Source organism: Pseudomonas sp. R5-89-07 (assembly GCF_003851685.1).
Classification (GTDB): Bacteria; Pseudomonadota; Gammaproteobacteria; order Pseudomonadales; family Pseudomonadaceae; genus Aquipseudomonas.
On sequence record NZ_CP027727.1, the window covers coordinates 4,754,110 to 4,777,991 of the forward strand.

The following is a 23,882-nucleotide window of genomic DNA, read 5'->3' on the forward strand; positions in this document are numbered from 1 at the left end:
CTGTACAAACATCCAGCAAAATCTTCGAGGGTTGCTTCCAGCCTCGACACTGCTAGCATCCGTCTCTCTCAGTCGCTTCGCACTGCCAAGGACCGCAATGCCAACAGCACCTCTGGATACCTGCTACCAGATCGAGACCCCGGAGGGTATCGACCTGCCCTTGCGCCCAGCCGGCCTGCCCTCAAGGGCGTTGGCCTATGCCTTCGACCTGCTCGTGCGTGGGGTGGTCATGGGCATCCTGCTGGTGCCCCTGGCGCTGCTGGGCAACCTCGGGCTTGGCTTGGGCTCGCTGCTGCTGTTCCTCGTCAGCTGGTGGTACATGGTGCTGTTCGAAGTGCTCAACCAGGGCTGTTCCCCCGGCAAGCAGGTCATGGGCCTGCGGGTGGTGCAGGACGACGGCACGCCCATCGGTTGGTCGGCGTCGCTGATCCGCAACCTGCTGCGCTTTGTCGACATGCTGCCCTTCGGCTACTTCTTCGGCGCCATCAGTTGCCTGCAACATCCGCACTTCAAGCGCCTCGGCGACCTGGCCGCGGGTACGCTGGTGGTCTACCGCGAGCAGCCATTGGCACGCCCGCGCATCCCGCAGGCAGCCGCCCTGCGCCTGCCCTTCACACTGGAACTGGGCGAGCAGCGGGCCATACTCGGTTTCGCCGAACGCCAGGCTGAACTGTCTGCCGAGCGCGTCCATGAACTGGCGGCAATCCTCGCCGCGCCGTTGCAGGTGTCTCCGGCTCGCGCCGTGGAGCAACTCAACGGTGTGGCCCATGGCGTGTTGGGGCCGACATGAAGCAGAGCCTTTTTGAAAGTCGTCACCAACAGCAATGGCACACCTTTGCCGAACAACTGCAACAGTTGGAGCGAGGCAAAGCCTGCGAGGTAGCCGACTTCCCTTATCACTATCGACGCCTGTGCCAACACCTGGCCCTGGCCCAGGAGCGCGGCTACAGCAGTTACCTGGTGGACCGCCTGCAACAGCTGGCGCTGCGCGGCCACCAGCAACTGTATCGTCATCGCAGTCAAACGACGGCGGACGTACTGGCCTTCATCCTGGCCGGCTTCCCGCGCCTGGTGCGCGAACAGTGGCGATTCGTACTGGTCGCCAGCCTGCTGTTCTTCGGCAGCCTGCTCGGTATCGCTTTGCTGGTCTACCTGTTCCCCGACCTGATCTACAGCATCGTCAGCCCGCAACAGGTGGCCGAGATGCAGAGCATGTACGACCCCGCCGCCAGCCGCCTGGGGCGTGCGGCCGAACGTGCCTCCAGCGAAGACTGGATGATGTTTGGCTATTACGTGATGCACAACATCGGCATCGCGTTCCAGACCTTTGCCGCCGGCTTGCTGTTCGGCCTGGGCAGCGTGTTCTTCCTGGTATTCAACGGATTGACGATCGGGGCGGTCTGCGGGTACCTCAGTGAGATCGGCTACGGCCAGACGTTCTGGTCATTTGTGATCGGTCATGGTGCCTTCGAACTCAGCGCCATCGCTCTGGCCGGTGCAGCAGGCTTGCAACTGGGCTGGTCGCTGATCGCTCCAGGGCCTCTGGCACGCAGTGAATCCCTGCGCCTCGCGGCCCGCAAAAGCGTGCAGATGCTCTGCGGGGTTATGATATTCCTGCTGATTGCAGCATTCATTGAGGCCTACTGGTCATCCAGCACGACACTTGCACCCTGGATCAAATACCTTGTGGGCGGCGCACTGTGGCTGCTGGTGGCTGCCTACCTGACCTTCGCCGGCCGGACTCGCCATGCGCCTAAGTGATTCCAGCGTGGTAATCCGCCCCCGCACCTCCTGGGAAGCCATGGACCTCGGCGTACTGATGGCCCGGGAACATCGGGCATTGCTGATGAGCAGTTGGGCCCTGGTAAGCCTGCCTGTGTTCATTCTGCTCACCGCGCTGCTGTGGCAGTACCCGTCCTACGCGATATTCCTGTTCTGGTGGCTGAAGCCCGCCTTCGAGCGCTTGCCGTTGTACATCCTTTCCAAGGCCCTGTTTGGTGAAACGCCAAGCCTGAAACAGGCCGTTCGCCAGTGGCCACGCCTGCTCAAGGGACAACTGCTCGCCAGCCTGACCTGGCGTCGGCTGAGCCTGAGCCGCAGCTTCGTACTTCCCGTGAGCCAGCTCGAAGGCCTGGAGGGTCAAGCGCGCCAGCAGCGGCTGGGCGTACTGCAACAGCGCAATGCGGGCGCTGCGCGCTGGCTGACGATCATCGGGGTGCACCTGGAAATCGGCCTGTGGTTCGGCTGCATGGCGCTGTTCTATCTATTCATCCCGGAACAGGTCGAACTGGATTGGGACTGGCAGCGCCTGGCACTGGCGACAGGCCCGCAGGGGCTATGGCTGGAACACCTGAGCAATGCCTTCTATGCGCTGATCCTGGTGTTCTGGGAACCCATCTACGTCGCCTGCGGTTTCAGCCTGTACCTGAACCGTCGCACCGTCCTTGAGGCTTGGGACCTGGAACTGGTGTTTCGAAGGTTGCGCCAACGCCTGAGCAGTGTCGCGCCGCTGTTGCTGCTGGCCATCGCGCTGACCCTGACGCAATTGAGCCCACCGGCGATGGCCGGCGAAACGCCTGGCCAAAAGCCCCTCAGCACCCAGGCCTCCAGTCAATCGATCAAGGCACTGCTGGAAAAACCGCCGTTCAAGAATCCGGAAACCGTCACCCGTTATCGTTTTGGCGAGGAAAGCTCCGCCCCCGCCCGTAAAGCCCACGGTGATGGCAAGCTGCCTGGCTGGCTCCAGCACTTGCTCGACAACCTCAACAGCAACACCTTCAAACACCTGGCCATGGGCCTGGAGATACTGCTATGGGCCCTGGTGATTGGCGGGCTGGCCTTGCTGGTCTGGCGCTACCGTGAATGGCTGCGCACGTTTGTCAGCCGCAGGCGGCAATCTCACCCCAAGGCCACACAACCTGCGCCTGCCCAGTTGTTCGGGCTGGAACTGGGGGTCGAGACGTTGCCCGACGACATCGCCAGCGCCGCCGAACAGCTATGGCCCAGCCAACCGAGGGAAGCCCTTGGCCTGCTCTATCGCGGCTTGCTCAGCCGACTGCTGCATGAGTTCAGCCTGCCACTCAAAAGTGCCGACACCGAGGGCCAGGTGCTGGAGCGCATTCGTCATTTGCAGCAACCGCAGTTGCTGGCATTCAGTCACGAATTGACCCGTCACTGGCAAAACCTTGCTTATGGCCACCGCCTGCCCCCCGACGCCGCCCAGCAACAGCTGTGCAACGATTGGCGCGCACTCTTCAGTGACGGAGCCAGCCAATGAACCGCCCCTTGGTCTGGATAGCGCTGCTGCTGGCGTGCCTGTTGGGAGCGGGTGGCCTGTATGCCTGGCACAAGGCAATTCCCTACGTGGAAGTCGTGGATCGTGGCCCGTCGCCAGAGGCACTGGCGAATCCCTACCTCGCGGCTGAGCATTTCCTGCGCGAGCAGGGCGTCGCGGTAGCGCATGCCAACGGGCTTGAGCGCCTGGCCGACCTGCCCGCCAAAGACCATAGCCTGCTGTTGCTGGGGGAGCGCAGCAACATGACCCCACGCCAGGTGGAACAGCTGCTGGCATGGGCAAAAGCCGGCGGCCATCTGCTACTGGTGGCCGAGGCGTTATGGGATGAAGAGACCGGCAAAAGCGGCGACCTGCTGCTCGATCGCCTCGAACTTCGCCAGGCCTTGAGCGATGACTTCGACGAGCCGGCGCCACCGCGCAAAAAGGTCGCACCCGACCTCACCAAACTGTATGTCGACAATGAAACCGCGCCGGCATATTTCAGTTTTGACACCGATTTCAATCTTACCGACCCCAGGCACCTGGCGCAGTTTTCAGCCAACAGCGCCAAGTCCAGCCATCTGATGCAACGTGACGTGGGAACAGGCCGCGTCACGGTGATCACCGACAGCGACCTGTGGAAAACCCCGGGCATCGGCAAGCACGACAACGCTTGGCTGTTGTGGTACCTGACCCAGGGCACCGACGTCACCTTGCTGTTCAACAGCGATGTGGACGACCTGCTGACCCTGCTGATCCGTTATTTCCCCCAGGCCCTCATCGCGCTGGCCGCACTGGTTGCCCTGACGCTATGGCAAGCCGGCATGCGCCAGGGCCCGATCCAGCAATCCGCGCCCAAAGCGCGTCGTCAGTTACAGGAGCATTTGCGCGCCAGCGCCGACTTCCTGCTGCGCCGCAACGGCCAGTGCACATTGCTGCAAGCCTTGCAGCAAGACCTGCTGCGCACCGCCCGGCGGCGCCACCCCGGCTTCGAACACCTCGACACGGCCGAGCAATGGCAGGTGCTGGGACGCCTGACGCGACAACCCTCTCATATCATCAGCCAGGCACTCGGCGCACCGTCGCTGAAACGGCTCTCCAGCGCCGACTTCAGCCGCCAGGTGGCGTGCCTGCAAACCCTCAGGAATGCCCTATGAGCGACTCTCCAATGGCCACTGCCCTGAACACCGAACACAGTCTTCAATCCGCCAGCCAACAGGCCCAGGCCCTGCGCGTTGAATTGCGCAAGGCAGTCATTGGCCAGGACGCGGTGATCGACGACGTACTCACCGCATTGATCGCAGGCGGCCATGTACTGCTTGAGGGCGTACCCGGTTTGGGCAAAACGCTGCTGGTGCGTGCATTGGCCCGTTGCTTTGGCGGTGATTACGCGCGCATCCAGTTCACCCCGGACCTGATGCCCAGCGATGTCACCGGCCACGCGGTGTACGACCTGCAGACCGAACAGTTCAAGCTGCGCAAGGGGCCGGTATTCACTCACCTGCTGCTCGCCGACGAAATCAATCGTGCCCCGGCCAAGACACAAGCGGCACTGCTTGAAGCCATGCAGGAGCGTCAGGTCACCCTGGAGGGTGAGGCATTGCCCATCGGCGCGCCGTTCATGGTGCTGGCCACCCAGAATCCCATCGAGCAGGAAGGCACCTACCCCTTGCCCGAAGCCGAGCTGGACCGATTCATGCTCAAGGTCCGCATGGATTATCCCGACGCACGACAAGAGTTGGACATGGTGCGCGAAGTCAGCCGCTCGTCACGGGCCGACATGCTCGATGTGCAACCGTTGCGAACCGTGTTGCAAGCCGAAGACGTGGTGCAGATGCAGCAGATCGCCAGCGGCATGCCTCTGGATGAGCAGGTCCTCGACTATGCCGTGCGCCTGGCGCGAGCAACGCGTAGTTGGCCAGGCTTGAGCATCGGCGCCGGTCCCCGGGCTTCTATCGCCCTGGTTCGCGGTGCCCGTGCCCGGGCGCTGTTGCGCGGGGGTGAATTCGTGACCCCGGATGACGTCAAGGGCTGCGCCCTGGCGGTGCTGCGTCATCGCGTACGTCTTTCGCCGGAGCTGGACATCGACGGCCTGGAGGTGGATCAGGTGATCATGCAGTTGCTCGACCAGACCCCGGCGCCCAGGCAGTAACGCGGGCATGAAACCGACCCGTCTGCTCTTGACCTGGCTGGGTGTGCTGCTGGCCCTCGATATCCTGCTGGGTACGTCGGCGGCGTTGCAGTTCACGGTGCCCAAGGCCTTGCACGCAATCGCCTGGGGCCTGTTGCTGGCTCTGTTGTTGCTGGCGATGCTGGATGCCATACGGTTGCGCCGCCGACCGTCGCCGCATGTGCAAAGGACACTGCCTGGCAGCCTGGCGTTGGGGCGCTGGGGCGAAGTGCGCCTGTCACTGGAACATGACTATCCACAGCCGGTGACCGTGCAGGTGTTCGATCACGTGCCTGACGGACTGGTTGTGGATAACCTGCCCCAACACATCACGCTGCGCCCTGGCGAGCGTGCTGAGTTGGGCTATGGCGTCCGCCCCGTGCGCCGTGGGCATTTCAGCTTCAGCCGCTGCGAGGTCCAGGTGCCCAGTCCGTTGGGGTTATGGTCGGCACGACGCTGGATCGAAGCCCGCGACGCCACACGCGTGTACCCGGATTTCGCCCGTTTGTCCGGCGCACAGTTGCAGGGAGTGGATAACTGGCTGAACCAGCTGGGGATACGTCAGCACCAACGGCGCGGACCGGGCCTGGAGTTTCATCAATTACGCGAGTTTCGCGACGGTGACAGCCTGCGCCAGATCGACTGGAAAGCCACCGCACGCCAACGCACGCCGATTGCCCGGGAATACGAGGATGAGCGCGACCAGCAGATTGTGTTCCTGCTCGATTGCGGCCGGCGCATGCGCAGCCAGGATGACGAGCTGTCCCACTTCGACCACGCTCTCAACGCTTGCCTGTTAATGAGTTATGTCGCCTTGCGCCAAGGCGATGCAGTAGGGCTGTGTACCTTTGCCAGCGACCAACCGCGTTACCTGGCACCGGCCAAGGGCAGCAGCCAGTTGAACGTTTTGCTGAACGCGGTTTATGACCTGGAGAGCACACGCAAGACAGCTGACTATGAGGCCGCCGCCAGCCAATTGCTGGCTCGGCAGAAACGCCGCGCTATGGTGATCGTGCTCACCAACCTGCGCGATGAAGATGATGAAGCCCTGATGACTGCCATCAAGCGAATCGGTCGACACCATCGGGTACTGGTCGCGAGTTTGCGAGAGGAAGTACTCGACCAGTTACGCCAGGCCCCGGTACAAACCCTACCCGAAGCACTGGCTTACAGCGGCGCAATTGACTACCTCAACAGGCGAAACCAGCTGCATGATCACCTGGGCGCGCATGGGCTGTCGGTAGTCGATAGCTTGCCGTCGACGCTGGGCGCCGCGCTGGTCACGCGTTATCTGCGCTGGAAAAAAGCCGGAGTGTTCTGAACGCAAGCGTTGCGCATAGTCAGACAGGTGCCTGTAGAGGATCGAAACTGAAGTAATGCAGCAAGGCGTTGATCAATTGCGCGTATTCATCGCACGCCTGACACACACGGAACCCCGAGTCGTAATGCTGCGGGTTGACGTCTTCACGGCTCCACAAGCAAGTCGCGGCGAGGTCAACGGCCCGAATCTCGCCGTCCGGTCCTGGAATTTTCAAGCACAGCTCGAAATCGGCACCGATCATCATCGGAAGCTGGCTGATCAGCATCAGCCCGTCTTCAGAAACGTCGCCCAAAAAGCCGATTGGCTTGTCCGTAAGCCGGTTGAACACCTGCAAGAAATAAGGCAGCTGATGCCGTTCGATCCGTCGTTCGATAAACATGTTGAGTTCGCCATCCAATAAAGCCAGTGATTCGGAACGAGCCCATCGCTCGCTCTCCCTGGATATCGGTGTGACAAACGGCCGTTGTCACAAAACAGCTGCCGAATCCGGGCCTTGCATTCTTTTGAATAGAAAGTTGTACAAACCAACACTCAAAGAATAACCCAAGACTGAAAACAGGCCAGTTATGAAGCGACAAATAGCATCACAAAGACGTCGGCGGAGGTTGCGCCACACTCACGCCAGAGTAATGGCCTAGCTGGCGCAGGGTATCGAGCCGCGCTCGGGCACGGTAAGCGTACTCGCTCGCCGGGTATTGGCTGATGATGAATTGATAGGTTTGTGCGGCATCGACGAACAGTTTCTGCCGCTCCAGGCATTGCCCGCGCAACATCGAGACCTCGGGTTGCACATAACGACGGGTGCGGCTCTCACGGTCGACCTGGGACAACTCCAGGGTGACCCGCGCGCAGTCACCCACCCCATAGGCGCGGTAGGCGTTGTTCAAATGATGGTCCATCGACCAGCGGGTGCAGCCGACAACACTGACGGCCAGGGCAGCAACGAGCAAAATTCGCATGGGGGTTCTCCTGTCTTGTGCAGTGTATCGACCCCTGGTCGAAAATCTTCAAGGACGTTCGCCTTTCATCCGCAGCAAAAACAAGCCGATCGTCGATAAGTAGTGCAAACGAACAATGACTACAACGAAAGAGCATAGTAGCCTTCCCCAGCGCTTGAACTCAGGAGTCTGTGCATGTCCGTCCGTCGTACCAAAATCGTCGCCACCCTTGGCCCGGCCAGCAACTCGCCGGAAGTCCTCGAACAGCTGATTCTGGCTGGTTTGGACGTTGCCCGTCTGAACTTCTCCCACGGCACCCCGGACGAGCACAAGGCTCGCGCCAAGCTGGTGCGTGACCTGGCCGCCAAGCATGGCCGCTTCGTGGCGCTGCTGGGTGACCTGCAAGGCCCGAAGATCCGTATCGCCAAATTCGCCAACAAGCGGATCGAGCTGAAGATCGGTGACAAATTCACCTTCTCCACCAGCCATCCGCTCACCGAAGGCACGCAGGACGTCGTCGGCATCGACTATCCGGACCTGGTCAAGGACTGCGGCGTCGGTGACGAACTGCTGCTGGACGACGGCCGCGTAGTGATGCGCGTCGACACCGCAACCCCGACCGAACTGCATTGCACCGTCATCATCGGCGGCCCGCTGTCCGACCACAAAGGCATCAACCGTCGCGGTGGCGGCCTGACCGCGCCGGCCCTGACTGAAAAAGACAAGGCCGACATCAAGCTCGCCGCCGAAATGGAAGTGGACTACCTCGCCGTGTCCTTCCCGCGCGACGCCGCCGACATGGAATACGCCCGTAAACTGCGCGACGAGGCCGGTGGTACCGCCTGGCTGGTGGCCAAGATCGAACGTGCCGAAGCCGTGGCCGATGACGAAACCCTCGATGGCCTGATCAAGGCGTCCGACGCCGTGATGGTTGCCCGTGGCGACCTGGGCGTGGAAATCGGCGATGCCGAGCTGATCGGTATCCAGAAGAAGATCATCCTGCACGCACGCCGCCACAACAAAGCGGTGATCGTTGCGACCCAGATGATGGAGTCGATGATCCAGAACCCGATGCCGACCCGCGCCGAAGTGTCCGACGTGGCCAACGCCGTGCTCGACTACACCGACGCCGTGATGCTCTCGGCTGAAAGTGCCGCTGGCCCGTACCCGCTGGAAGCCGTGCAGGCCATGGCGCGCATCTGCCTCGGCGCCGAGAAGCACCCGACCAGCAAGACCTCCAGCCACCGTATCGGCAAAGAGTTCGAAAGCTGCGACCAGAGCATTGCCCTGGCCGCCATGTACACCGCCAACCACTTCCCAGGCGTAAAGGCGATCATCGCCTTGACCGAAAGTGGCTACACACCGTTGATCATGTCGCGCATTCGCTCGTCGGTACCGATCTACGCGTTCACCCCTCACCGCGAAGCCCAGGCCCGCGCGGCGATGTTCCGTGGCGTGTACACCATTCCGTTCGATCCGGCTTCGCTGGCACCGAACGAAGTGAGCCAGAAGGCTATCGACGAGTTGGTCAAACGCGGCGTGGTCGAGAAAGGCGACTGGGTCATCCTGACCAAGGGCGACAGCTACCACACCACCGGCGGCACCAATGGCATGAAGATCCTGCACGTGGGCGACCCGCAGGTCTGAGTGACACGCTGAAACCGATGAGAGGGGCTTGCCCTAATACCAGTCAGTCAAAACGCACACCTTAACTGTGGCGAGGGAGCTTGCTCCCGCTGGACTGCGCAGCAGTCCCGTTGTTTGGGGCCGCTTTACGACCCAGCGGGAGCAAGCTCCCTCGCCACAGATGACTTTTCGCTTTTGCTGCTTCTTAACTGACTGGCATTAGGGCTTGTCCCCTTCCACATTCCAGTCAGCGCCGAGCGATAAACCCCGACAACGCTGCAATCGCCTCCGGCGACCTCAACCGCTGCACAAACAACGCCCCCTCCTCCTCGATCACCTGACGCAACTGCTCACGGTCCACGCTTTTCATCAACTGCTTGGTCACTTGCACCGCTCCCGGTGCCAGCGTCTCAAAGCGTCCGGCGATTTCCCGCGCCTTGGCCAAGGCGGCTTCGCCACTGCCCAGCGCCTCGGTGGCAATTCCCCAGGCTGCGGCCTGTTCACCGGTAAACCCCTCACCCAACAGCAGCAGTTCAGCGGCCTTCGCATGCCCCAGCAAACGCGGCAGGATCAGGCTCGAACCAAACTCAGGGCACAACCCAAGGTTGACGAACGGCATGCGCAACCGCGCATCACGGCTGACATACACCAGGTCGCAATGCAGCAACAGTGTGGTGCCGATACCCACCGCCGGCCCGGCAACACCGGCGATCACCGGCTTACGGCAGTTGAGCAGGCTCTGCATAAAGTGAAACGGCGGGCTGTCGAGGTCACTGGGCGGCTGTTCGAGGAAGTCGCCGATGTCGTTGCCGGCCGTAAAACAGTCGCTGCTGCCCTGGATCAGCACGGCATTGATGCCCGCGTCCGCATCGGCCTGTTCCAGCGCCTGGGCCAGTTGGGTGTACATGAGGCGGGTCAGGGCGTTTTTCTTGTCAGGGCGATTGAGCTGCAGGGTCAGCAACCCGCCCTCGCGTTGCAGCAGGATGGCGTCGGTCATGGCGAATCTCGCGGCGGTAGGATTCAGCGCTCAACCACGGGGCAGGAACACATCGGCCAGCAGTTGATTGCGCGGCAGTCCCGCCAGGAACAAGCGCTTGGCGAACGCCTCGACGCTGACGGGGTGCCCGCAGAGTAAGGCCTGGGTTTGCCGGGAAACAAGCCGCAGTTGCGCCAATGCCTGGTCCAGCTGCGCCGCCGTCCACAACTCCACGGTCACGTTCGGATGGCTCGCGGCCAACGCCGCCAAGGGCTCGGCCAGGTAATGCCCCTCGGCATCATGGGCCAGGTGAATCACGCGAATGGCGCCTTGGTGATCCTGGCGCAGCGCCTCGCGCAACACGCCCCATAATGGCCCCAGGCCAGTGCCGGAGGCGAGCAGCCACATCGGCCGCAATTGCCAGTCCGGATCGTATTGCAGCGCCCCGCCGCGCAATTCGCCCAGGCGCAGACGATCACCGGCTTTCAATTGTCGAGCCGCATTGCTGAATGCGCCGGGCAGGCGGCAATCCAGATGAAACTCCAGGAACTGATCTTCCTGGGGCAAACTTGCCAGGGAATACGGCCGCGCCACCTGCCCCGCCCACAACACCAGGTGCTGCCCCGCCCTGTACCGCAGGCCGCGCTCGGGCAGCAGGCGCAGACGCAGCACCGATGCCGTCAGCCAATCGGCACTCACGACCTCGGCAGCCATGCCGTCACGCACAGGGTCGAAGGCTTCGACCCGCAGATCGTCGACAACCTGGCACTGGCACGCCAGGCGCCAGCCGTCGTGGCGTTGCGCCGGATTCAACGCGTCAGGCTGTTGGTCCAAAACCTCACCCTGGCAGCGTACCAGGCAGGCATGGCAACTTCCGGCGCGGCAACTGAAGGGCACGGCCACACCCGCCTGGTTCAAGGCATCCAGCAGGTTGCTGCCGGTGGCTACCGACCAATGGCGGTCGCCGACGTAGAGTTCAGGCATACAAGGGCTCAATCACAAAGGGGCGCGCACAGGGAATCATGCCTGCGACAGTTTGACCATAGTCGGGTGTATCGGCCACCGTGCCGGGTTATACTGCCGCGCCTTTTTAGCGTCGCGCCTGCACCAGTGGCGTGCCTTGGAAAGGTGGTTTCAGCCGACCGATGCCCCCCAACTGAAGCCACCTTATTGAATGTTCCCTTATAGAGGAGCGCGACTCATGACCGTGATCAAGCAAGACGACCTGATTCAGAGCGTTGCCGACGCCCTGCAATTCATTTCCTACTACCACCCCGTTGACTTCATCCAGGCGATGCACGAGGCCTATCTGCGCGAAGAATCGCCGGCCGCCCGTGATTCCATGGCCCAGATCCTGATCAACTCACGCATGTGCGCCACCGGCCATCGGCCGATCTGCCAGGACACCGGTATCGTCACCGTGTTCGTGCGCGTGGGCATGGATGTACGTTGGGATGGCGCCACCATGGGCCTGGACGACATGATCAACGAAGGCGTGCGTCGCGCCTACAACCTGCCGGAAAACGTCCTGCGCGCATCCATCCTCGCCGACCCGGCAGGCGCGCGCAAGAACACCAAGGACAACACCCCGGCGGTGATCCACTACTCCATCGTCCCGGGTAACACCGTGGAAGTGGACGTAGCCGCCAAGGGCGGTGGTTCCGAGAACAAGTCGAAAATGGCCATGCTCAACCCGTCCGACTCGATCGTCGACTGGGTGCTCAAGACCGTTCCGACCATGGGCGCCGGCTGGTGCCCACCGGGCATGCTTGGCATCGGCATCGGCGGCACCGCCGAGAAAGCCGCGGTGATGGCCAAGGAAGTGTTGATGGAGTCCATCGACATCCACGAGCTGAAGAAGCGCGGCCCGCAGAACCGCATCGAAGAGATGCGACTGGAGCTGTTCGAAAAGGTCAACCAACTGGGCATCGGCGCCCAGGGCCTGGGTGGCCTGACCACCGTGCTCGACGTGAAGATCATGGACTACCCGACTCACGCCGCGTCCCTGCCGGTGTGCATGATCCCCAACTGCGCCGCCACCCGCCACGCGCACTTCGTGCTCGACGGTTCGGGCCCGGCCTCGCTGGAAGCGCCGCCGCTGGACGCCTACCCGGAAATCGTCTGGGAAGCCGGCCCGTCGGCCCGTCGCGTCAACCTCGACACCCTGACGCCAGAAGAAGTGCAAAGCTGGAAGCCGGGCGAAACCGTGCTGCTCAACGGCAAGATGCTCACCGGTCGCGACGCGGCGCACAAGCGCATGGTCGAGATGCTGAACAAGGGCGAAACCCTGCCGGTAGACCTCAAGGGCCGCTTCATCTACTACGTCGGCCCGGTCGATCCGGTGCGCGAAGAAGTGGTTGGCCCGGCGGGCCCGACCACCGCGACGCGGATGGACAAGTTCACACGTCAGATCCTCGAGCAAACCGGCCTGCTGGGCATGATCGGCAAATCCGAGCGCGGCCCGACCGCCATCGAAGCGATCAAGGACCACAAGGCCGTGTACCTGATGGCCGTGGGCGGCGCCGCTTACCTGGTGGCGCAAGCCATCAAGAAGTCGCGCGTCGTCGCGTTCGCCGAACTGGGCATGGAAGCGATCTACGAGTTCGACGTGAAGGACATGCCGGTCACTGTTGCAGTGGACAGCAACGGCGAATCCGTACACATCACCGGTCCTGCCATCTGGCAGAAGAAGATCAGTGAGAGCCTGGCGGTGGAAGTGCAGTAAGCGCCTCCCTACAAGGATAAAGGCGACTGCGGCCCCACGGCCCAGTCGCCTTTTTTCATGATGAGTGCAGTCAAATGCGGGAGCATCCCCCCTCCCACACACGTTCCGAACAGCTCATGGTATGGTGCTTGCCCCCTTACCGCGCCTGTTCATCATCGTATGATCGCAATCCCTCGCCCGCTGCGCCTGACCTTTTACTCCCTGCTGATCATTGCCGGCGCCGTACTGGCCGCAGCGCTTGCCACGCGTCATGCCGAACGCCAAGCCCTGGTGGACGATGCCGCCCGCGCCAACCAGCAACTCACGCTGTATGGCAACTCTCTGCACACCCTGATCGAACGCTACCGCGCCCTGCCCGCCGTGCTGGCCCTGGACTCGGAGATGATCAATGCCTTGAAAGGCCCGCTGGATGCCACTACCCAGGACCTGCTCAACCGCAAGCTGGAACGCATCAACGGTGCCGCACAGTCTTCCACCCTGGAATTGATGGACCGCACCGGCCTGGCCGTGGCCGCCAGCAACTGGAACCTACCCAGCAGTTATGTGGGGCACAACTATGCGTTTCGGCCCTATTTCAGCCAGACCCTGAGCCAGGGCACCGGACGTTTTTATGCGGTGGGGGTGACCACCGGGATCCCAGGCTACTTCCTTTCCAGCGCGGTGGTCGACGAGCACGAACAGTTCCTCGGCGCCATGGTGGTCAAACTCGAATTTCCCGAACTTGAACGCGAATGGGCCCAGGGCAACGACCTGCTGCTGGTCAGCGATGCCCGAGGGATCGTGTTTATCGCCAACCAGCCGGGCTGGCGCTACCGCAGCTTGCGTGAGCTGTCGGCCAGCGACCTGGCGGAACTGAAGTCCACCCGCCAATACGACAAAAAGCAGCTGCAACCGCTGGAGACCCGCATCCTGCAGCGCTTCGACGACAACAGCCATTTGATGCGCGTCAACGGCCCCGATGGCAACGCCAACTACATCTGGGAATCGCTGCCGCTCAAAGCCGAAGGCTGGACCCTGCACCTGCTGCGCAAGCCCCAGTTCCCGTTCGAAGACCAACGCAACGCCGGGCTTGCGGCCGCCGGGTCCTGGCTGGCACTGGTGTTCCTGGTGCTGTTTTTGAGCCAACGCTGGCGCCTGGCGCGTTTGCGTCAACGCAGCCGCGAGGAGCTTGAACAACTGGTCGAGGAACGCACCCAGGCCCTGCGCACCGCCCAGGATGGCTTGGTGCAGTCCGCCAAGCTGGCGGCATTGGGGCAGATGTCCGCCGCCCTCGCCCATGAAATCAACCAACCGCTGACCGCCCAGCGCATGCAATTGGCCACGCTGCGGCTGTTGCTCGATCACGGCCGCGTCGACGATGCCTACAAGGCACTCACGCCGCTGGATGACATGCTCACCCGCATGGCCGCGCTGACCGGCCACCTCAAGACCTTCGCGCGTAAAAGCCCCAGCGGCCTGCGCGAACGCCTGGACCTGGCCACGGTAGTCGACCAGTCCCTGCACCTGCTCGACGCCCGCCTGCGCGATGAAGCGGTCAGCACCGTGCTGGACGTGACGCGCCCGGCCTGGGTACGTGGCGACGCGATTCGTCTGGAACAGGTGCTGATCAACCTGCTGCGCAACGCCCTGGACGCCATGGCCGACAAGCCGCGCAAACGCCTGGAAATCCGTCTGCACGCCGACCAGCAGCTCTGGCAGTTGAGCGTCAGCGACAGCGGCGGCGGGATTGCCGAAGAACACCTGAACAACGTCTTCGACCCCTTCTTCACCACCAAGCCGGTGGGTGACGGGCTCGGCTTGGGACTGGCCGTGTCCTACGCTATCGTGCATGAACTGGGCGGACGCCTGGTCGCCGACAACCGAGGCGACGGCGCAGTATTTACCCTGACCTTGCCTGTTGCGCTGGAGACGCCCGACCTATGTTGAACGCGGTGATTGTGGTCGATGACGAAGCCAGCATTCGTACGGCCGTCGAGCAATGGTTGAGCCTGTCGGGGTTCGAGGTGCAGTTGTTCAGCCGCGCCGAGGAATGCCTGGCGCAGTTGCCCAGGGACTTCCCCGGCGTGATCCTGAGCGACGTGCGCATGCCCGGCCTCAGCGGCCTGGAGCTGCTGGCCGAGGTGCAGCGTCGTGATGCCGACTTGCCGGTGATCCTGCTCACCGGGCATGGCGACGTGCCGATGGCCGTGGAAGCCATGCGCGACGGCGCCTACGACTTCCTCGAAAAGCCCTTCAGCCCGGACGCCCTGCTCAATAGCCTGCGCCGCGCCTTGGATAAACGCGGGCTGATCCTGGAAAACCGCCGCTTGCATCGGCAAGCCGACCATCGCGCCCAGCTGGAATCGAGCCTGCTGGGGGTGTCCAAGAGCCTGCAAACCCTGCGTCGCCAGGTGCTGGACCTGGCGACGCTGCCGGTCAACGTGTTGATCCGCGGTGAGACTGGCAGCGGCAAAGAGCTGGTCGCACGCTGCCTGCATGATTTCGGCCTGCGGGCGAAAAAGCCCTTTGTGGCGCTCAACTGCGCTGCGATCCCCGAGCAACTGTTTGAGGCCGAATTGTTCGGCCACGAAAGCGGCGCATTCACCGGCGCCCAGGGCAAGCGCATCGGCAAGCTGGAGTATGCCCATGGCGGCACGCTGTTCCTCGATGAAATCGAAAGCATGCCGTTGGCCCAGCAGGTAAAACTGCTGCGCGTGTTGCAGGAACAGAAACTGGAGCGCCTGGGTTCCAACCAAAGCATTCATGTGGATTTGCGTATCATTGCCGCCACCAAGCCGGACTTGCTGGAGGAGGCCCGCGCCGGGCGTTTTCGCGAAGACCTGGCGTATCGCCTCAACGTCGCGCAACTGCGCCTGCCACCGTTGCGCGAGCGGCGCGAAGATATCCCGCTGCTGTATGAGCATTTTGCCCAGGATGCGGCCCAGCGTCTGGGGCGCAGCGCTGAGCCGCTGAGTGGCCCGGCGCTGGGCCGCCTGCTCAGTCATGACTGGCCGGGCAATGTGCGCGAACTGGCCAACGCGGCCGAGCGCCAGGTGCTCGGGCTGGGTGAGCCGGAACCGGAGGGCATCGAAGCCGGGCAATCGTTGGCGGCGCAGCAAGAGGCGTTTGAAGCGCATTGCCTGAAAGCCGCGCTGGCTCGGCACAAGGGCGATATCAAGGCGGTGCTGGCCGAGCTGCAACTGCCGCGGCGGACCCTCAATGAAAAGATGCAACGGCATGGGTTGGTTCGGGAGATGTTTCTCTAGCGGCCTTCCGATCGCCATCGGGGGCAAGCCCCCTCCCACATTTTGACCTCATTGTTCCTGAATAAACGCGGTCCACTGTGGGAGGGGGCAAGCCCCCGATGAGGCCAGCAGCCATAAGCGGATTTCCGCTCATCACCGCAAAACCATCAGCAACATTCCGCTCAAAAAAACCTTGAAACCCTTCTAAACCGGGCCCTCATCCACCTGGCACAGCTCCTGCTATAGCCCCAACAGGCTGCGCACGCGCCGCTCCATAAAAACAACTAGATGAAGGATCCTTCAATGGATAACTCCAACACCTTGCCTCTGGGGTCGGCGGCTGCGCCGGCAAAAGAACGCACGACCTCCAGCCGAATCAGATCGATCTTCAGCGGCTCCGTCGGCAACATGGTCGAGTGGTACGACTGGTACGTCTACGCCGCTTTCTCGCTGTACTTCGCCAAAGCCTTCTTCCCCAAAGGCGACACCACCGCCCAATTGCTCAACACTGCCGCGATCTTCGCCGTAGGCTTCCTGATGCGCCCTATCGGCGGCTGGCTGATGGGCCTGTACGCCGACAAGGTCGGGCGTAAAAAAGCCCTGATGGCCTCGGTCTACCTGATGTGCTTCGGCTCGCTGCTGATTGCCCTGAGCCCTGGCTATGAAATCATTGGTATTGGCGCGCCCATCCTGCTGGTGTTTGCCCGCCTGCTGCAGGGGCTATCCGTCGGTGGCGAATACGGCACCTCTGCCACTTACCTCAGCGAGATGGCGACCAAGGAACGTCGTGGTTTTTATTCCAGCTTCCAGTACGTCACCCTGATTTCCGGCCAGCTCATTGCCCTGGCGGTACTGATCGTCCTGCAGCAGGTGCTGACCACCGAGCAGCTGTATGCTTGGGGCTGGCGCATCCCGTTCGCCATCGGCGCGCTCTGCGCAGTGGTTGCGCTGTACCTGCGTCGCGGCATGGAAGAAACCGAGTCGTTCACCAAGAAGGAAAAAGCCAAGGAAAGCGCAATGCGCACCTTGATGCGTCATCCCAAGGAACTGCTTACCGTGGTCGGCCTGACCATGGGCGGCACCCTGGCGTTCTACACCTACACCACTTACATGCAGAAATACCTGGTGAACACCGTCGGCATGAGCATCTCCGACTCCACCACCATCTCGGCCGCCACGCTGTTTCTGTTCATGTGCCTGCAGCCCTTGGTGGGCGGCCTGTCGGACAAGATTGGCCGTCGGCCGATCCTGATCGCCTTCGGTATCCTCGGCACCCTGTTCACCGTGCCTATCCTCACCACGCTGCACACCGTGCAGACCTGGTGGGGCGCGTTCTTCCTGATCATGGCGGCGCTGATCATCGTCAGCGGCTACACCTCGATCAACGCGGTGGTGAAAGCCGAGCTGTTCCCCACTGAAATTCGCGCCCTGGGCGTTGGCCTGCCGTATGCCCTGACCGTGTCGATCTTCGGCGGCACCGCTGAATACATCGCGCTGTGGTTCAAGAGTATCGGCATGGAAACCGGCTATTACTGGTACGTGACCGCGTGTATCGCGGTGTCGTTGCTGGTCTACGTGACCATGAAAGACACCCGCAAGCATTCTCGGATCACTACGGACTAAAAAATGTGGGAGGGGGCTTGCTCCCGATAGCGGTGTGTCAGTCAGCCAATGTGTAGCTGATACACCGCCATCGGGGGCAAGCCCCCTCCCACATTGGTTTCAGGACAGCTCTGCAACCTCCCTTCGCCCATAGCGACGCTGCACATAGGACGCGCCGGCAATCATCACCACCAGCACCGCCGCCAACACCGCCGACGAACCAATGGTGCCGAAATCCAGCCCGCCCTTTTCATGGGGCTTGGTCAGGAAGTCGCCCAGGGTCGCGCCAAACGGCCGGGTCAGCACGAACGCCACCCAGAACAACAGCACCGATGAGATTCGGGTGAAGTATTTGAGCGCCACCACCGCCGCGATGGTCGAGCCGATCAACAAGGCGCCACCGGCAAAGCCGAGCCCAGAATCGTCCGCCAGGAAATCGCCCAATGCCGTGCCCAAGGTGTTGGAGAACAGAATCGCCATCCAGTAAAACAACTCACCCCGGAAGGTCTGCACCTTGTTCACGTTCAGTGAATCACCGCTGAGGTGCCACATCGCGAAGATGATCATCAAGATCACGATCAGGATCATCGACCCTGTGGCGTATCCCAGGCCGAGGGTGCGGTCCATGAAGTCCGACATCGTGGTGCCCGCCGTACTGGTGGACAGAATCACGATCCAATAGAGCACCGGGTTGTAGGTTTTCGACCAGAGTTGCGTCACCAGAGTGACCAGGAACACGCTGATCAGGATCATCGAGCTGATGGCGTACCCGACATTCAGCGTCATCGACAGCAAATCCCCGGCGGTTTCGCCCAGGGTGGTTGCGCAGATTTTCATGACCCAGAACGCCAGGGTGATCTGAGGAAGTTTATTCATAGTGCGAGTAGGCTCCGAAGCTCAGTCATTCAATGGCCAACTTATAAGGGGGTGTCGACCTGGCGCGCAGACTGAACGGGGAGCTGTGAAAAATAGGTGGGCGAGGAATGAAAATTCCATATTGTCGATGGAAATTGACCGTCATGGATTGCACTATGGCTGCCTCCCAGATCCCCGCAGCAGGAACCCCCGGCTTATGTCTGACGATATCCATTTCTACGAACCCGCCAAAGGCCACGGCCTGCCTCATGACCCGTTCAATGCCATCGTCGGCCCGCGACCCATCGGCTGGATCTCGTCCCACGACAGCGAAGGCCGCCTGAACCTGGCGCCCTACAGTTTCTTCAACGCGTTCAATTACATTCCGCCGATCATTGGGTTTTCCAGCGTCGGGCGCAAAGACAGCCTGAACAATATCGAGCAGACCGGCGAATTTGTGTGGAACCTGGCGACGCGCCCGCTGGCCGAGCAGATGAACCAGAGTTGCGCGGCCGTCTCGCCCGACGTGAATGAATTCGAGTTATCCGGCCTGACGCCGGTGGCATCGAAGATCGTTGGCGTACCGCGGGTGGGCGAGAGCCCGGTGTCGTTCGAGTGCAAGGTCACGCAGATCATCCAGCTGCAACGCGCCGACCAGCAGTTGGTACCCAGCTGGCTGGTACTGGGCGAAGTGGTCGCGGTGCACATCGCCAAATGGCTGCTCAAGGATGGGGTCTACGACACCGCCGCCGCCGAGCCGATTCTGCGCGGTGGCGGGCCGGCGGATTATTTCCAGCTGGGCCCGCAAGCGCTGTTCAAGATGTACCGCCCAGGCGCCACCAAAGCCTGACTGAAATACAGCCAACCTGTGGGAGGGGGCTTGCCCTCGATAGCGGTGTATCAGCTACACATAAGCTGACTGACACACTGCTATCGGGGGCAAGCCCCCTCCCACATTAGTTGGCTGCAGTTGCCCAGGTCAGTTGGCCTTCCATATCTACATCGACCAACTGCTCAAGCTGCGCAGTCGCCGCATCGTCGGCATCGGAAGCGGTCTTGAAGGTTTGCCCTTCCAGGATTTTGTGAAAACGTGGAGCGCCCATGCCATCCAGTGCCTTGACGGCGACGGCGGCGCTGTAGCCACCCTCTCCCGGCACTACGGCGGAAACGGCTTCGTGGTGGGCAAATTGTTTACGTGCCATGTTGAAAGTCCTGGCCAATGGAAAGTCGGCCATTCTAACCCTCTCAACCGGCCAGTTGCAGGTACTCGTCGTAGGCGTTGACGGCGGATGCATCGGTGAAGGTCTGGAAGTCCATGCTGCGCACGACCATGTCGTTCAGCAACTCGGTAAAGACCATCAGGGCCGGCGAATCGAAGTAGGCGCTCATCGCCTGTTCGCTGCTCCAGAAGCCCGAGATCAGCCACATATCAGGGTCGGTCTGGGAATGCTGCAGCGAGAACTGCAAGCAACCCTGAGCCTGTCGGCCCGGTTCGATCAAACTGCTCAAGCGTGCACCGAGTTCGGTGCTGCACCCGGTACGGGCACGGATAAAGGCCATATGGCTCGCGGGAATGGGGGTGGACATGTTCGACTCTCCCGTTGAGAAGTGATGCTCGGCAAGCACTGTGGGGGCGTGTTGCCACAGGATCAAAGATAGCGGCGCCGGTGTGGGCCCGGTTAGTCAATTCCTGCAGGCTTATTGCACAATCCTGCGAGAAGCGTAGGCAGGACGTCCCAGCCGCCGATTTATTCCAGGCGCAAACGCCATGTTTCAGGGAGATGACAGCCCTCTTGCTTGCCTGATCCACGCCATGGCGCAGGATCAGGCAAGGATTGTGCAGAATCGACGTAACACTATTTGAAAACCCACCGCTAAGCTGAGCCCCATCAAACCCGCGTGTAGAGGACGCCCCATGTCGTCGCCCGACCTCAAGCCCATTCCCCTCGATGCCGAGATGGAAAAGCAGCGTGCCGAACTGGCCAGCATTGTGCACCGTCATACCTGGGAGGATGGTTCCTACGGCACGGCGATCACGTCGCTGTACCTGAACCGCCACAACACACCGCGCGACTTCATGCCGGTACTGGTGGAGCCGGCCCTGTGCATCCTGGCCAGTGGCAGCAAGGAAGTGCGCCTGGCCGACGAAATCTTTGCCTACGACCCGCTCAACTACCTGGTGTTCTCGGTGGCCATGCCCGTGTCCGGGCGGATTATCGACGCCACCCCTCAAGACCCCAACCTGTCGGTGCGCATCAACATCGACCCGGCCCAGCTCACCGCGCTGATTGCCGAAGCCGGGCCGATGGGCGTGCCGTCGCGTCCGACCGCCCGTGGCATGTACGTCGACCGCATCGACCATCAGCTGCTCGACGCCGTGCTGCGCCTGACCCGCCTGCTGGATACGCCCAAGGATATCGCGATGCTCGCGCCGCTGATCAACCGCGAAATCCTCTACCGCTTGTTGCGTGGGCCTCAAGGCTATCGTTTGTATGAAATCGCCGTGGCCAACAGCCAGAGCCATCGCGTGAGCCAGGCGATCAAGTGGTTGAACGGCAACTACGAACAGCCGCTGCGCATCGATGACCTGGCCCGGGAAGTGAACCTGAGCGTCTCGACTTTGCACCACCGTTTCAAGGCGATCACCGCCATGAGCCCGCTGCAATATCAGAAACAACTGCGCTTGCAGGAAGCCCGGCGGCTGATGATTGCCGAAGGGTTGGAGGCTTCGGCAGCAGGGTATCGAGTGGGCTATGAAAGCCCCTCGCAGTTCAGCCGGGAATACAGCCGGTTGTTTGGTGCACCGCCTTTGCGCGACCTGGCCCGGTTACGCCAAAGCATCTGATGCAATGAAAATCAAAATGTGGGAGGGGGCTTGCCCCCGATGGCGGCGTGTCAGCTACACATTGGCTGACTGACACACTGCTATCGGGGGCAAGCCCCCTCCCACAGTTGGTCCGGCGTATGTTCAGTCGAGGCCGCGGGGCAGCTGCAGGGTCACCCGCAATCCACCCTCGCGCAAATTCTGCAAACTCACTTCACCGCCATGGCTGTGGGCAATGTTACGGGCGATGCCCAAGCCAAGGCCGTACCCTTGCTGCTGCCCGGCCAGGCGAAAGTGCGGTTCGAACACCTGCTCCAGGCGCTGTTCCGGCACGCCGGGGCCTTCATCATCCACGTGCAGGATAAACTCGGCGCCATCGTCCTCGATGTGCAAATGCGCGTTCTGTCCGTATTTCAGCGCATTGTCGATCAGGTTGCCGATGCAGCGTTTGAGCGCCAGCGGCTTGCCCGGATAGGTGGTCAAGGCCTGCCCATGCTGGGTCACGCGCCCATTGCCGTTGGGCGCCAGGTACGGCTCGACCAGGCATTCAAGTACGTGATTGAGGTCGACCGGCTGGATGTTCTCGTGGATATCAGTGTCTTTCACGCATTGCAGCGCGCCTTTGACCAGCAATTCCAACTCATCCAGGTCACGCCCGAACTTGGTTTGCAGGTTCTCGTCTTCAAGCAATTCCACGCGCAGGCGCAGGCGCGTGATGGGCGTGCGCAAGTCGTGGGAGATCGCGCTGAACAACTGGCTGCGCTCGGTCAGGTAACGGCTGATGCGCTCACGCATGGCATTGAACGCACGCCCCACTTCCACCACTTCGCTGCCGCCGCCTTCGGCCACCGGCTCTACATCGGCGCCCAGGGACATGTCCCGCGCCGCCCGCGCCAGGCGCTTGAGCGGCCGGCTTTGCCAATGCACCAGCAGGCCGATAAACAGCAACAGAAAACCGCTGGTCAGCACGATAAACCACACCTGTTGGGCAGGCAGGCCTTGCTCTTCGAGGCTGGTGTATGGCTCCGGCAGCAGCGAGGCAATGTACAGCCATTCACCGGGCGCGAGCTGGATCTGGGTGACCAGCACCGGCGGGTTGACCGGCTCCAGGGTCAATGCGTAGTGCGCCCAGGAGCGCGGCAGTTCATCAAGCTTGAGACCAGCGTTGAAGATGCGCAGGTCTTCGGCGCTGACGAACTCCACCGAGATATGCACATCGGCGCCGAGGGTCTGGCGCAGCACTTCGTCCACCGCCACCAGCACCGCCTGCTTGCGCGGGGTTTCGGGCAAGATCTGCATGTCCAGCGGGCGATCATTGAGGGTCACCACAAACCGCGTGCCGCCCATGCTGCGCAACTGGTCGAGCACCAGCGGGCGATAGGCCACCGGCAACGAACGGAAGTAACTCACGCTGGCGGTCATCGAATGCGCCAGGCTACGGGCGCTGGTCACCAGGCCTTCCAGCTGGGTGGCGCGCAGCTGCGACACCCAGATCACGCTGGACAGCGCCTGGGCGAACAACACGGCAAGCAGGGTCAACAGCAACATGCGCCCCAGCAGCGAGCGTGGCACGGGGAAACGGCGGCGGCGTTCGCTCAGGTGTTCAGTGGGCATTGCCGGCAACCACGCTGGCTGCCAGTTGATAGCCGCTGCCGCGTACGGTGCGGATCAGCCGCGGGGGCTTTTCGGTGTCGCGCAGGCGTTGGCGCAGGCGGCTGACGGCCATGTCGACGATCCGGTCCAACGGCATCAGGTCGCGGCCACGGGTGGCGTTGCCGATGGTGTCGCGGTCGAGGATCTGTTGCGGGTGGTCGAGAAACAGCTTGAGCAAGGCAAAGTCGGCACCGGAGAGGATCACCTCTTCGCCATCCACGTGAAACAGGCGATGGCTGATCATATCCAGGCGCCATTCATCGAACACCAACACCTCGCCGCCACTGCTGCGCTCTTGGCCGAACTGGCAGCGACGCAGCAGCGCCTTGATCCGCGCCTGCAACTCGCGGGGGCTGAACGGCTTGCCGATGTAATCATCGGCGCCCAGTTCCAGGCCGATCACGCGGTCGGCTTCGTCGGAACTGGCAGTAAGCATGATGATCGGCACCTGCGCCTGGCGCGGGTGCTGGCGGACCCAGCGGCAGAGGCTGAAACCGTCTTCGTCCGGCAACATCACATCGAGGATGACCAGGTCGCACGGGGCCTCGCTCATCGCCTGGCGGAACCCCGCGCCATCGGCCACACCACGGACCTGGAAGCCGGCGCGACTGAGGTAGGTTTGCAGCAATTCGCGGATTTCCTGGTCGTCGTCGACGAGGAGAATCGATTTACTGATTACGCTCACGGGGTCCTC

Annotated in this window: 22 protein-coding genes; 13 read left to right on the forward strand and 9 right to left on the reverse strand. The window is 62.1% G+C overall.

Features of this window, described 5'->3' with window-relative positions; all coding sequences use genetic code 11:
* The first annotated feature begins 97 nt into the window (after window positions 1-97).
* Genes C4J94_RS21730 through C4J94_RS21755 form a run of 6 tightly spaced genes read left to right on the forward strand, consistent with a single transcriptional unit; the run spans window position 98 to window position 6,765 of the window.
* A complete protein-coding gene (locus C4J94_RS21730) occupies window positions 98-790 on the forward strand; it encodes an RDD family protein (RefSeq protein ID WP_124388002.1) in 693 nt (230 codons plus the stop codon).
* Window positions 787-1,761, forward strand: coding sequence for a stage II sporulation protein M (locus C4J94_RS21735; protein ID WP_124388003.1), 975 nt, complete (start codon window positions 787-789; stop codon window positions 1,759-1,761). The genes C4J94_RS21730 and C4J94_RS21735 overlap by 4 nt, the downstream gene beginning before the upstream one ends.
* The gene (locus C4J94_RS21740) at window positions 1,748-3,277 is read left to right on the forward strand and encodes a DUF4129 domain-containing protein (protein ID WP_124388004.1); all 1,530 of its coding nucleotides are present in this window, start codon (window positions 1,748-1,750) and stop codon (window positions 3,275-3,277) included. Before C4J94_RS21735 ends, C4J94_RS21740 begins: the two co-directional genes overlap by 14 nt.
* Complete coding sequence (locus tag C4J94_RS21745) at window positions 3,274-4,431, forward strand: DUF4350 domain-containing protein (RefSeq protein WP_124388005.1); 1,158 nt, start codon at window positions 3,274-3,276, stop codon at window positions 4,429-4,431. Before C4J94_RS21740 ends, C4J94_RS21745 begins: the two co-directional genes overlap by 4 nt.
* A complete protein-coding gene (locus C4J94_RS21750; protein WP_124388006.1) occupies window positions 4,428-5,426 on the forward strand; it encodes a MoxR family ATPase in 999 nt (332 codons plus the stop codon). Before C4J94_RS21745 ends, C4J94_RS21750 begins: the two co-directional genes overlap by 4 nt.
* A 7-nt stretch (window positions 5,427-5,433) precedes the next feature.
* The gene (locus C4J94_RS21755) at window positions 5,434-6,765 is read left to right on the forward strand and encodes a DUF58 domain-containing protein (RefSeq protein ID WP_124388007.1); all 1,332 of its coding nucleotides are present in this window, start codon (window positions 5,434-5,436) and stop codon (window positions 6,763-6,765) included.
* Between the two features lie 19 nt (window positions 6,766-6,784).
* Here C4J94_RS21755 and C4J94_RS21760 read toward each other — a convergent pair whose 3' ends face one another.
* Window positions 6,785-7,144, reverse strand: a complete 360-nt coding sequence (locus C4J94_RS21760) for a PilZ domain-containing protein (protein ID WP_124388008.1) — start codon at window positions 7,142-7,144, stop codon at window positions 6,785-6,787.
* Between the two features lie 205 nt (window positions 7,145-7,349).
* Window positions 7,350-7,724 (reverse strand): tol-pal system YbgF family protein, encoded by a 375-nt coding sequence (locus C4J94_RS21765; RefSeq protein WP_124388009.1) that lies wholly within the window; start codon window positions 7,722-7,724, stop codon window positions 7,350-7,352.
* Between the two features lie 174 nt (window positions 7,725-7,898).
* On the opposite strand from C4J94_RS21765, the gene pyk reads away from it, so the two are divergent.
* Window positions 7,899-9,350, forward strand: a complete 1,452-nt coding sequence (pyk, locus tag C4J94_RS21770; protein WP_124388010.1) for a pyruvate kinase — start codon at window positions 7,899-7,901, stop codon at window positions 9,348-9,350.
* Between the two features lie 226 nt (window positions 9,351-9,576).
* On the opposite strand, the gene C4J94_RS21775 is transcribed toward pyk, so the two are convergent.
* Together C4J94_RS21775 and C4J94_RS21780 are read right to left on the reverse strand one after the other, a co-directional pair.
* The gene (locus C4J94_RS21775) at window positions 9,577-10,326 is read right to left on the reverse strand and encodes an enoyl-CoA hydratase (protein ID WP_124388011.1); all 750 of its coding nucleotides are present in this window, start codon (window positions 10,324-10,326) and stop codon (window positions 9,577-9,579) included.
* Between the two features lie 30 nt (window positions 10,327-10,356).
* Window positions 10,357-11,289, reverse strand: a complete 933-nt coding sequence (locus tag C4J94_RS21780; protein WP_124388012.1) for an iron-sulfur-binding ferredoxin reductase — start codon at window positions 11,287-11,289, stop codon at window positions 10,357-10,359.
* Window positions 11,290-11,506: 217 nt separating this feature from the next.
* Here C4J94_RS21780 and C4J94_RS21785 point away from each other — a divergent pair, with 217 nt between their 5' ends.
* From C4J94_RS21785 to C4J94_RS21800, 4 genes are all read left to right on the forward strand, one after another.
* The gene (locus C4J94_RS21785) at window positions 11,507-13,030 is read left to right on the forward strand and encodes a fumarate hydratase (RefSeq protein WP_124388013.1); all 1,524 of its coding nucleotides are present in this window, start codon (window positions 11,507-11,509) and stop codon (window positions 13,028-13,030) included.
* A 159-nt stretch (window positions 13,031-13,189) separates the two neighbouring features.
* A complete protein-coding gene (locus C4J94_RS21790) occupies window positions 13,190-14,956 on the forward strand; it encodes an ATP-binding protein (protein ID WP_124388014.1) in 1,767 nt (588 codons plus the stop codon).
* Window positions 14,950-16,275, forward strand: a complete 1,326-nt coding sequence (locus C4J94_RS21795; protein WP_124388015.1) for a sigma-54 dependent transcriptional regulator — start codon at window positions 14,950-14,952, stop codon at window positions 16,273-16,275. Before C4J94_RS21790 ends, C4J94_RS21795 begins: the two co-directional genes overlap by 7 nt.
* Window positions 16,276-16,557: 282 nt before the next feature.
* Window positions 16,558-17,877, forward strand: a complete 1,320-nt coding sequence (locus C4J94_RS21800) for an MFS transporter (RefSeq protein ID WP_124388016.1) — start codon at window positions 16,558-16,560, stop codon at window positions 17,875-17,877.
* Between the two features lie 99 nt (window positions 17,878-17,976).
* Here C4J94_RS21800 and C4J94_RS21805 read toward each other — a convergent pair whose 3' ends face one another.
* Complete coding sequence (locus tag C4J94_RS21805; RefSeq protein ID WP_124388017.1) at window positions 17,977-18,732, reverse strand: hypothetical protein; 756 nt, start codon at window positions 18,730-18,732, stop codon at window positions 17,977-17,979.
* A gap of 196 nt (window positions 18,733-18,928) precedes the next feature.
* Here C4J94_RS21805 and C4J94_RS21810 point away from each other — a divergent pair, with 196 nt between their 5' ends.
* Window positions 18,929-19,561, forward strand: coding sequence for a flavin reductase family protein (locus C4J94_RS21810; RefSeq protein ID WP_124388018.1), 633 nt, complete (start codon window positions 18,929-18,931; stop codon window positions 19,559-19,561).
* Window positions 19,562-19,667: 106 nt separating this feature from the next.
* Here C4J94_RS21810 and C4J94_RS21815 read toward each other — a convergent pair whose 3' ends face one another.
* Window positions 19,668-19,913 (reverse strand): hypothetical protein, encoded by a 246-nt coding sequence (locus tag C4J94_RS21815; RefSeq protein ID WP_124388019.1) that lies wholly within the window; start codon window positions 19,911-19,913, stop codon window positions 19,668-19,670.
* A 43-nt stretch (window positions 19,914-19,956) separates the two neighbouring features.
* Window positions 19,957-20,298 carry an antibiotic biosynthesis monooxygenase family protein gene (locus tag C4J94_RS21820; RefSeq protein WP_124388020.1) on the reverse strand — a complete coding sequence of 114 codons (342 nt, stop codon included), beginning with the start codon at window positions 20,296-20,298 and terminating at the stop codon, window positions 19,957-19,959.
* A 328-nt stretch (window positions 20,299-20,626) separates the two neighbouring features.
* Here C4J94_RS21820 and C4J94_RS21825 point away from each other — a divergent pair, with 328 nt between their 5' ends.
* Window positions 20,627-21,556, forward strand: coding sequence for an AraC family transcriptional regulator (locus tag C4J94_RS21825; RefSeq protein WP_124388021.1), 930 nt, complete (start codon window positions 20,627-20,629; stop codon window positions 21,554-21,556).
* 123 nt (window positions 21,557-21,679) lie between these two features.
* On the opposite strand, the gene C4J94_RS21830 is transcribed toward C4J94_RS21825, so the two are convergent.
* Window positions 21,680-23,149: an ATP-binding protein gene (locus C4J94_RS21830; RefSeq protein WP_124388022.1), complete on the reverse strand. Its 1,470-nt coding sequence runs from the start codon at window positions 23,147-23,149 to the stop codon at window positions 21,680-21,682.
* Window positions 23,139-23,873: a response regulator gene (locus C4J94_RS21835; RefSeq protein ID WP_124388023.1), complete on the reverse strand. Its 735-nt coding sequence runs from the start codon at window positions 23,871-23,873 to the stop codon at window positions 23,139-23,141. The genes C4J94_RS21830 and C4J94_RS21835 overlap by 11 nt, the downstream gene beginning before the upstream one ends.
* Window positions 23,874-23,882: the final 9 nt, after the last annotated feature.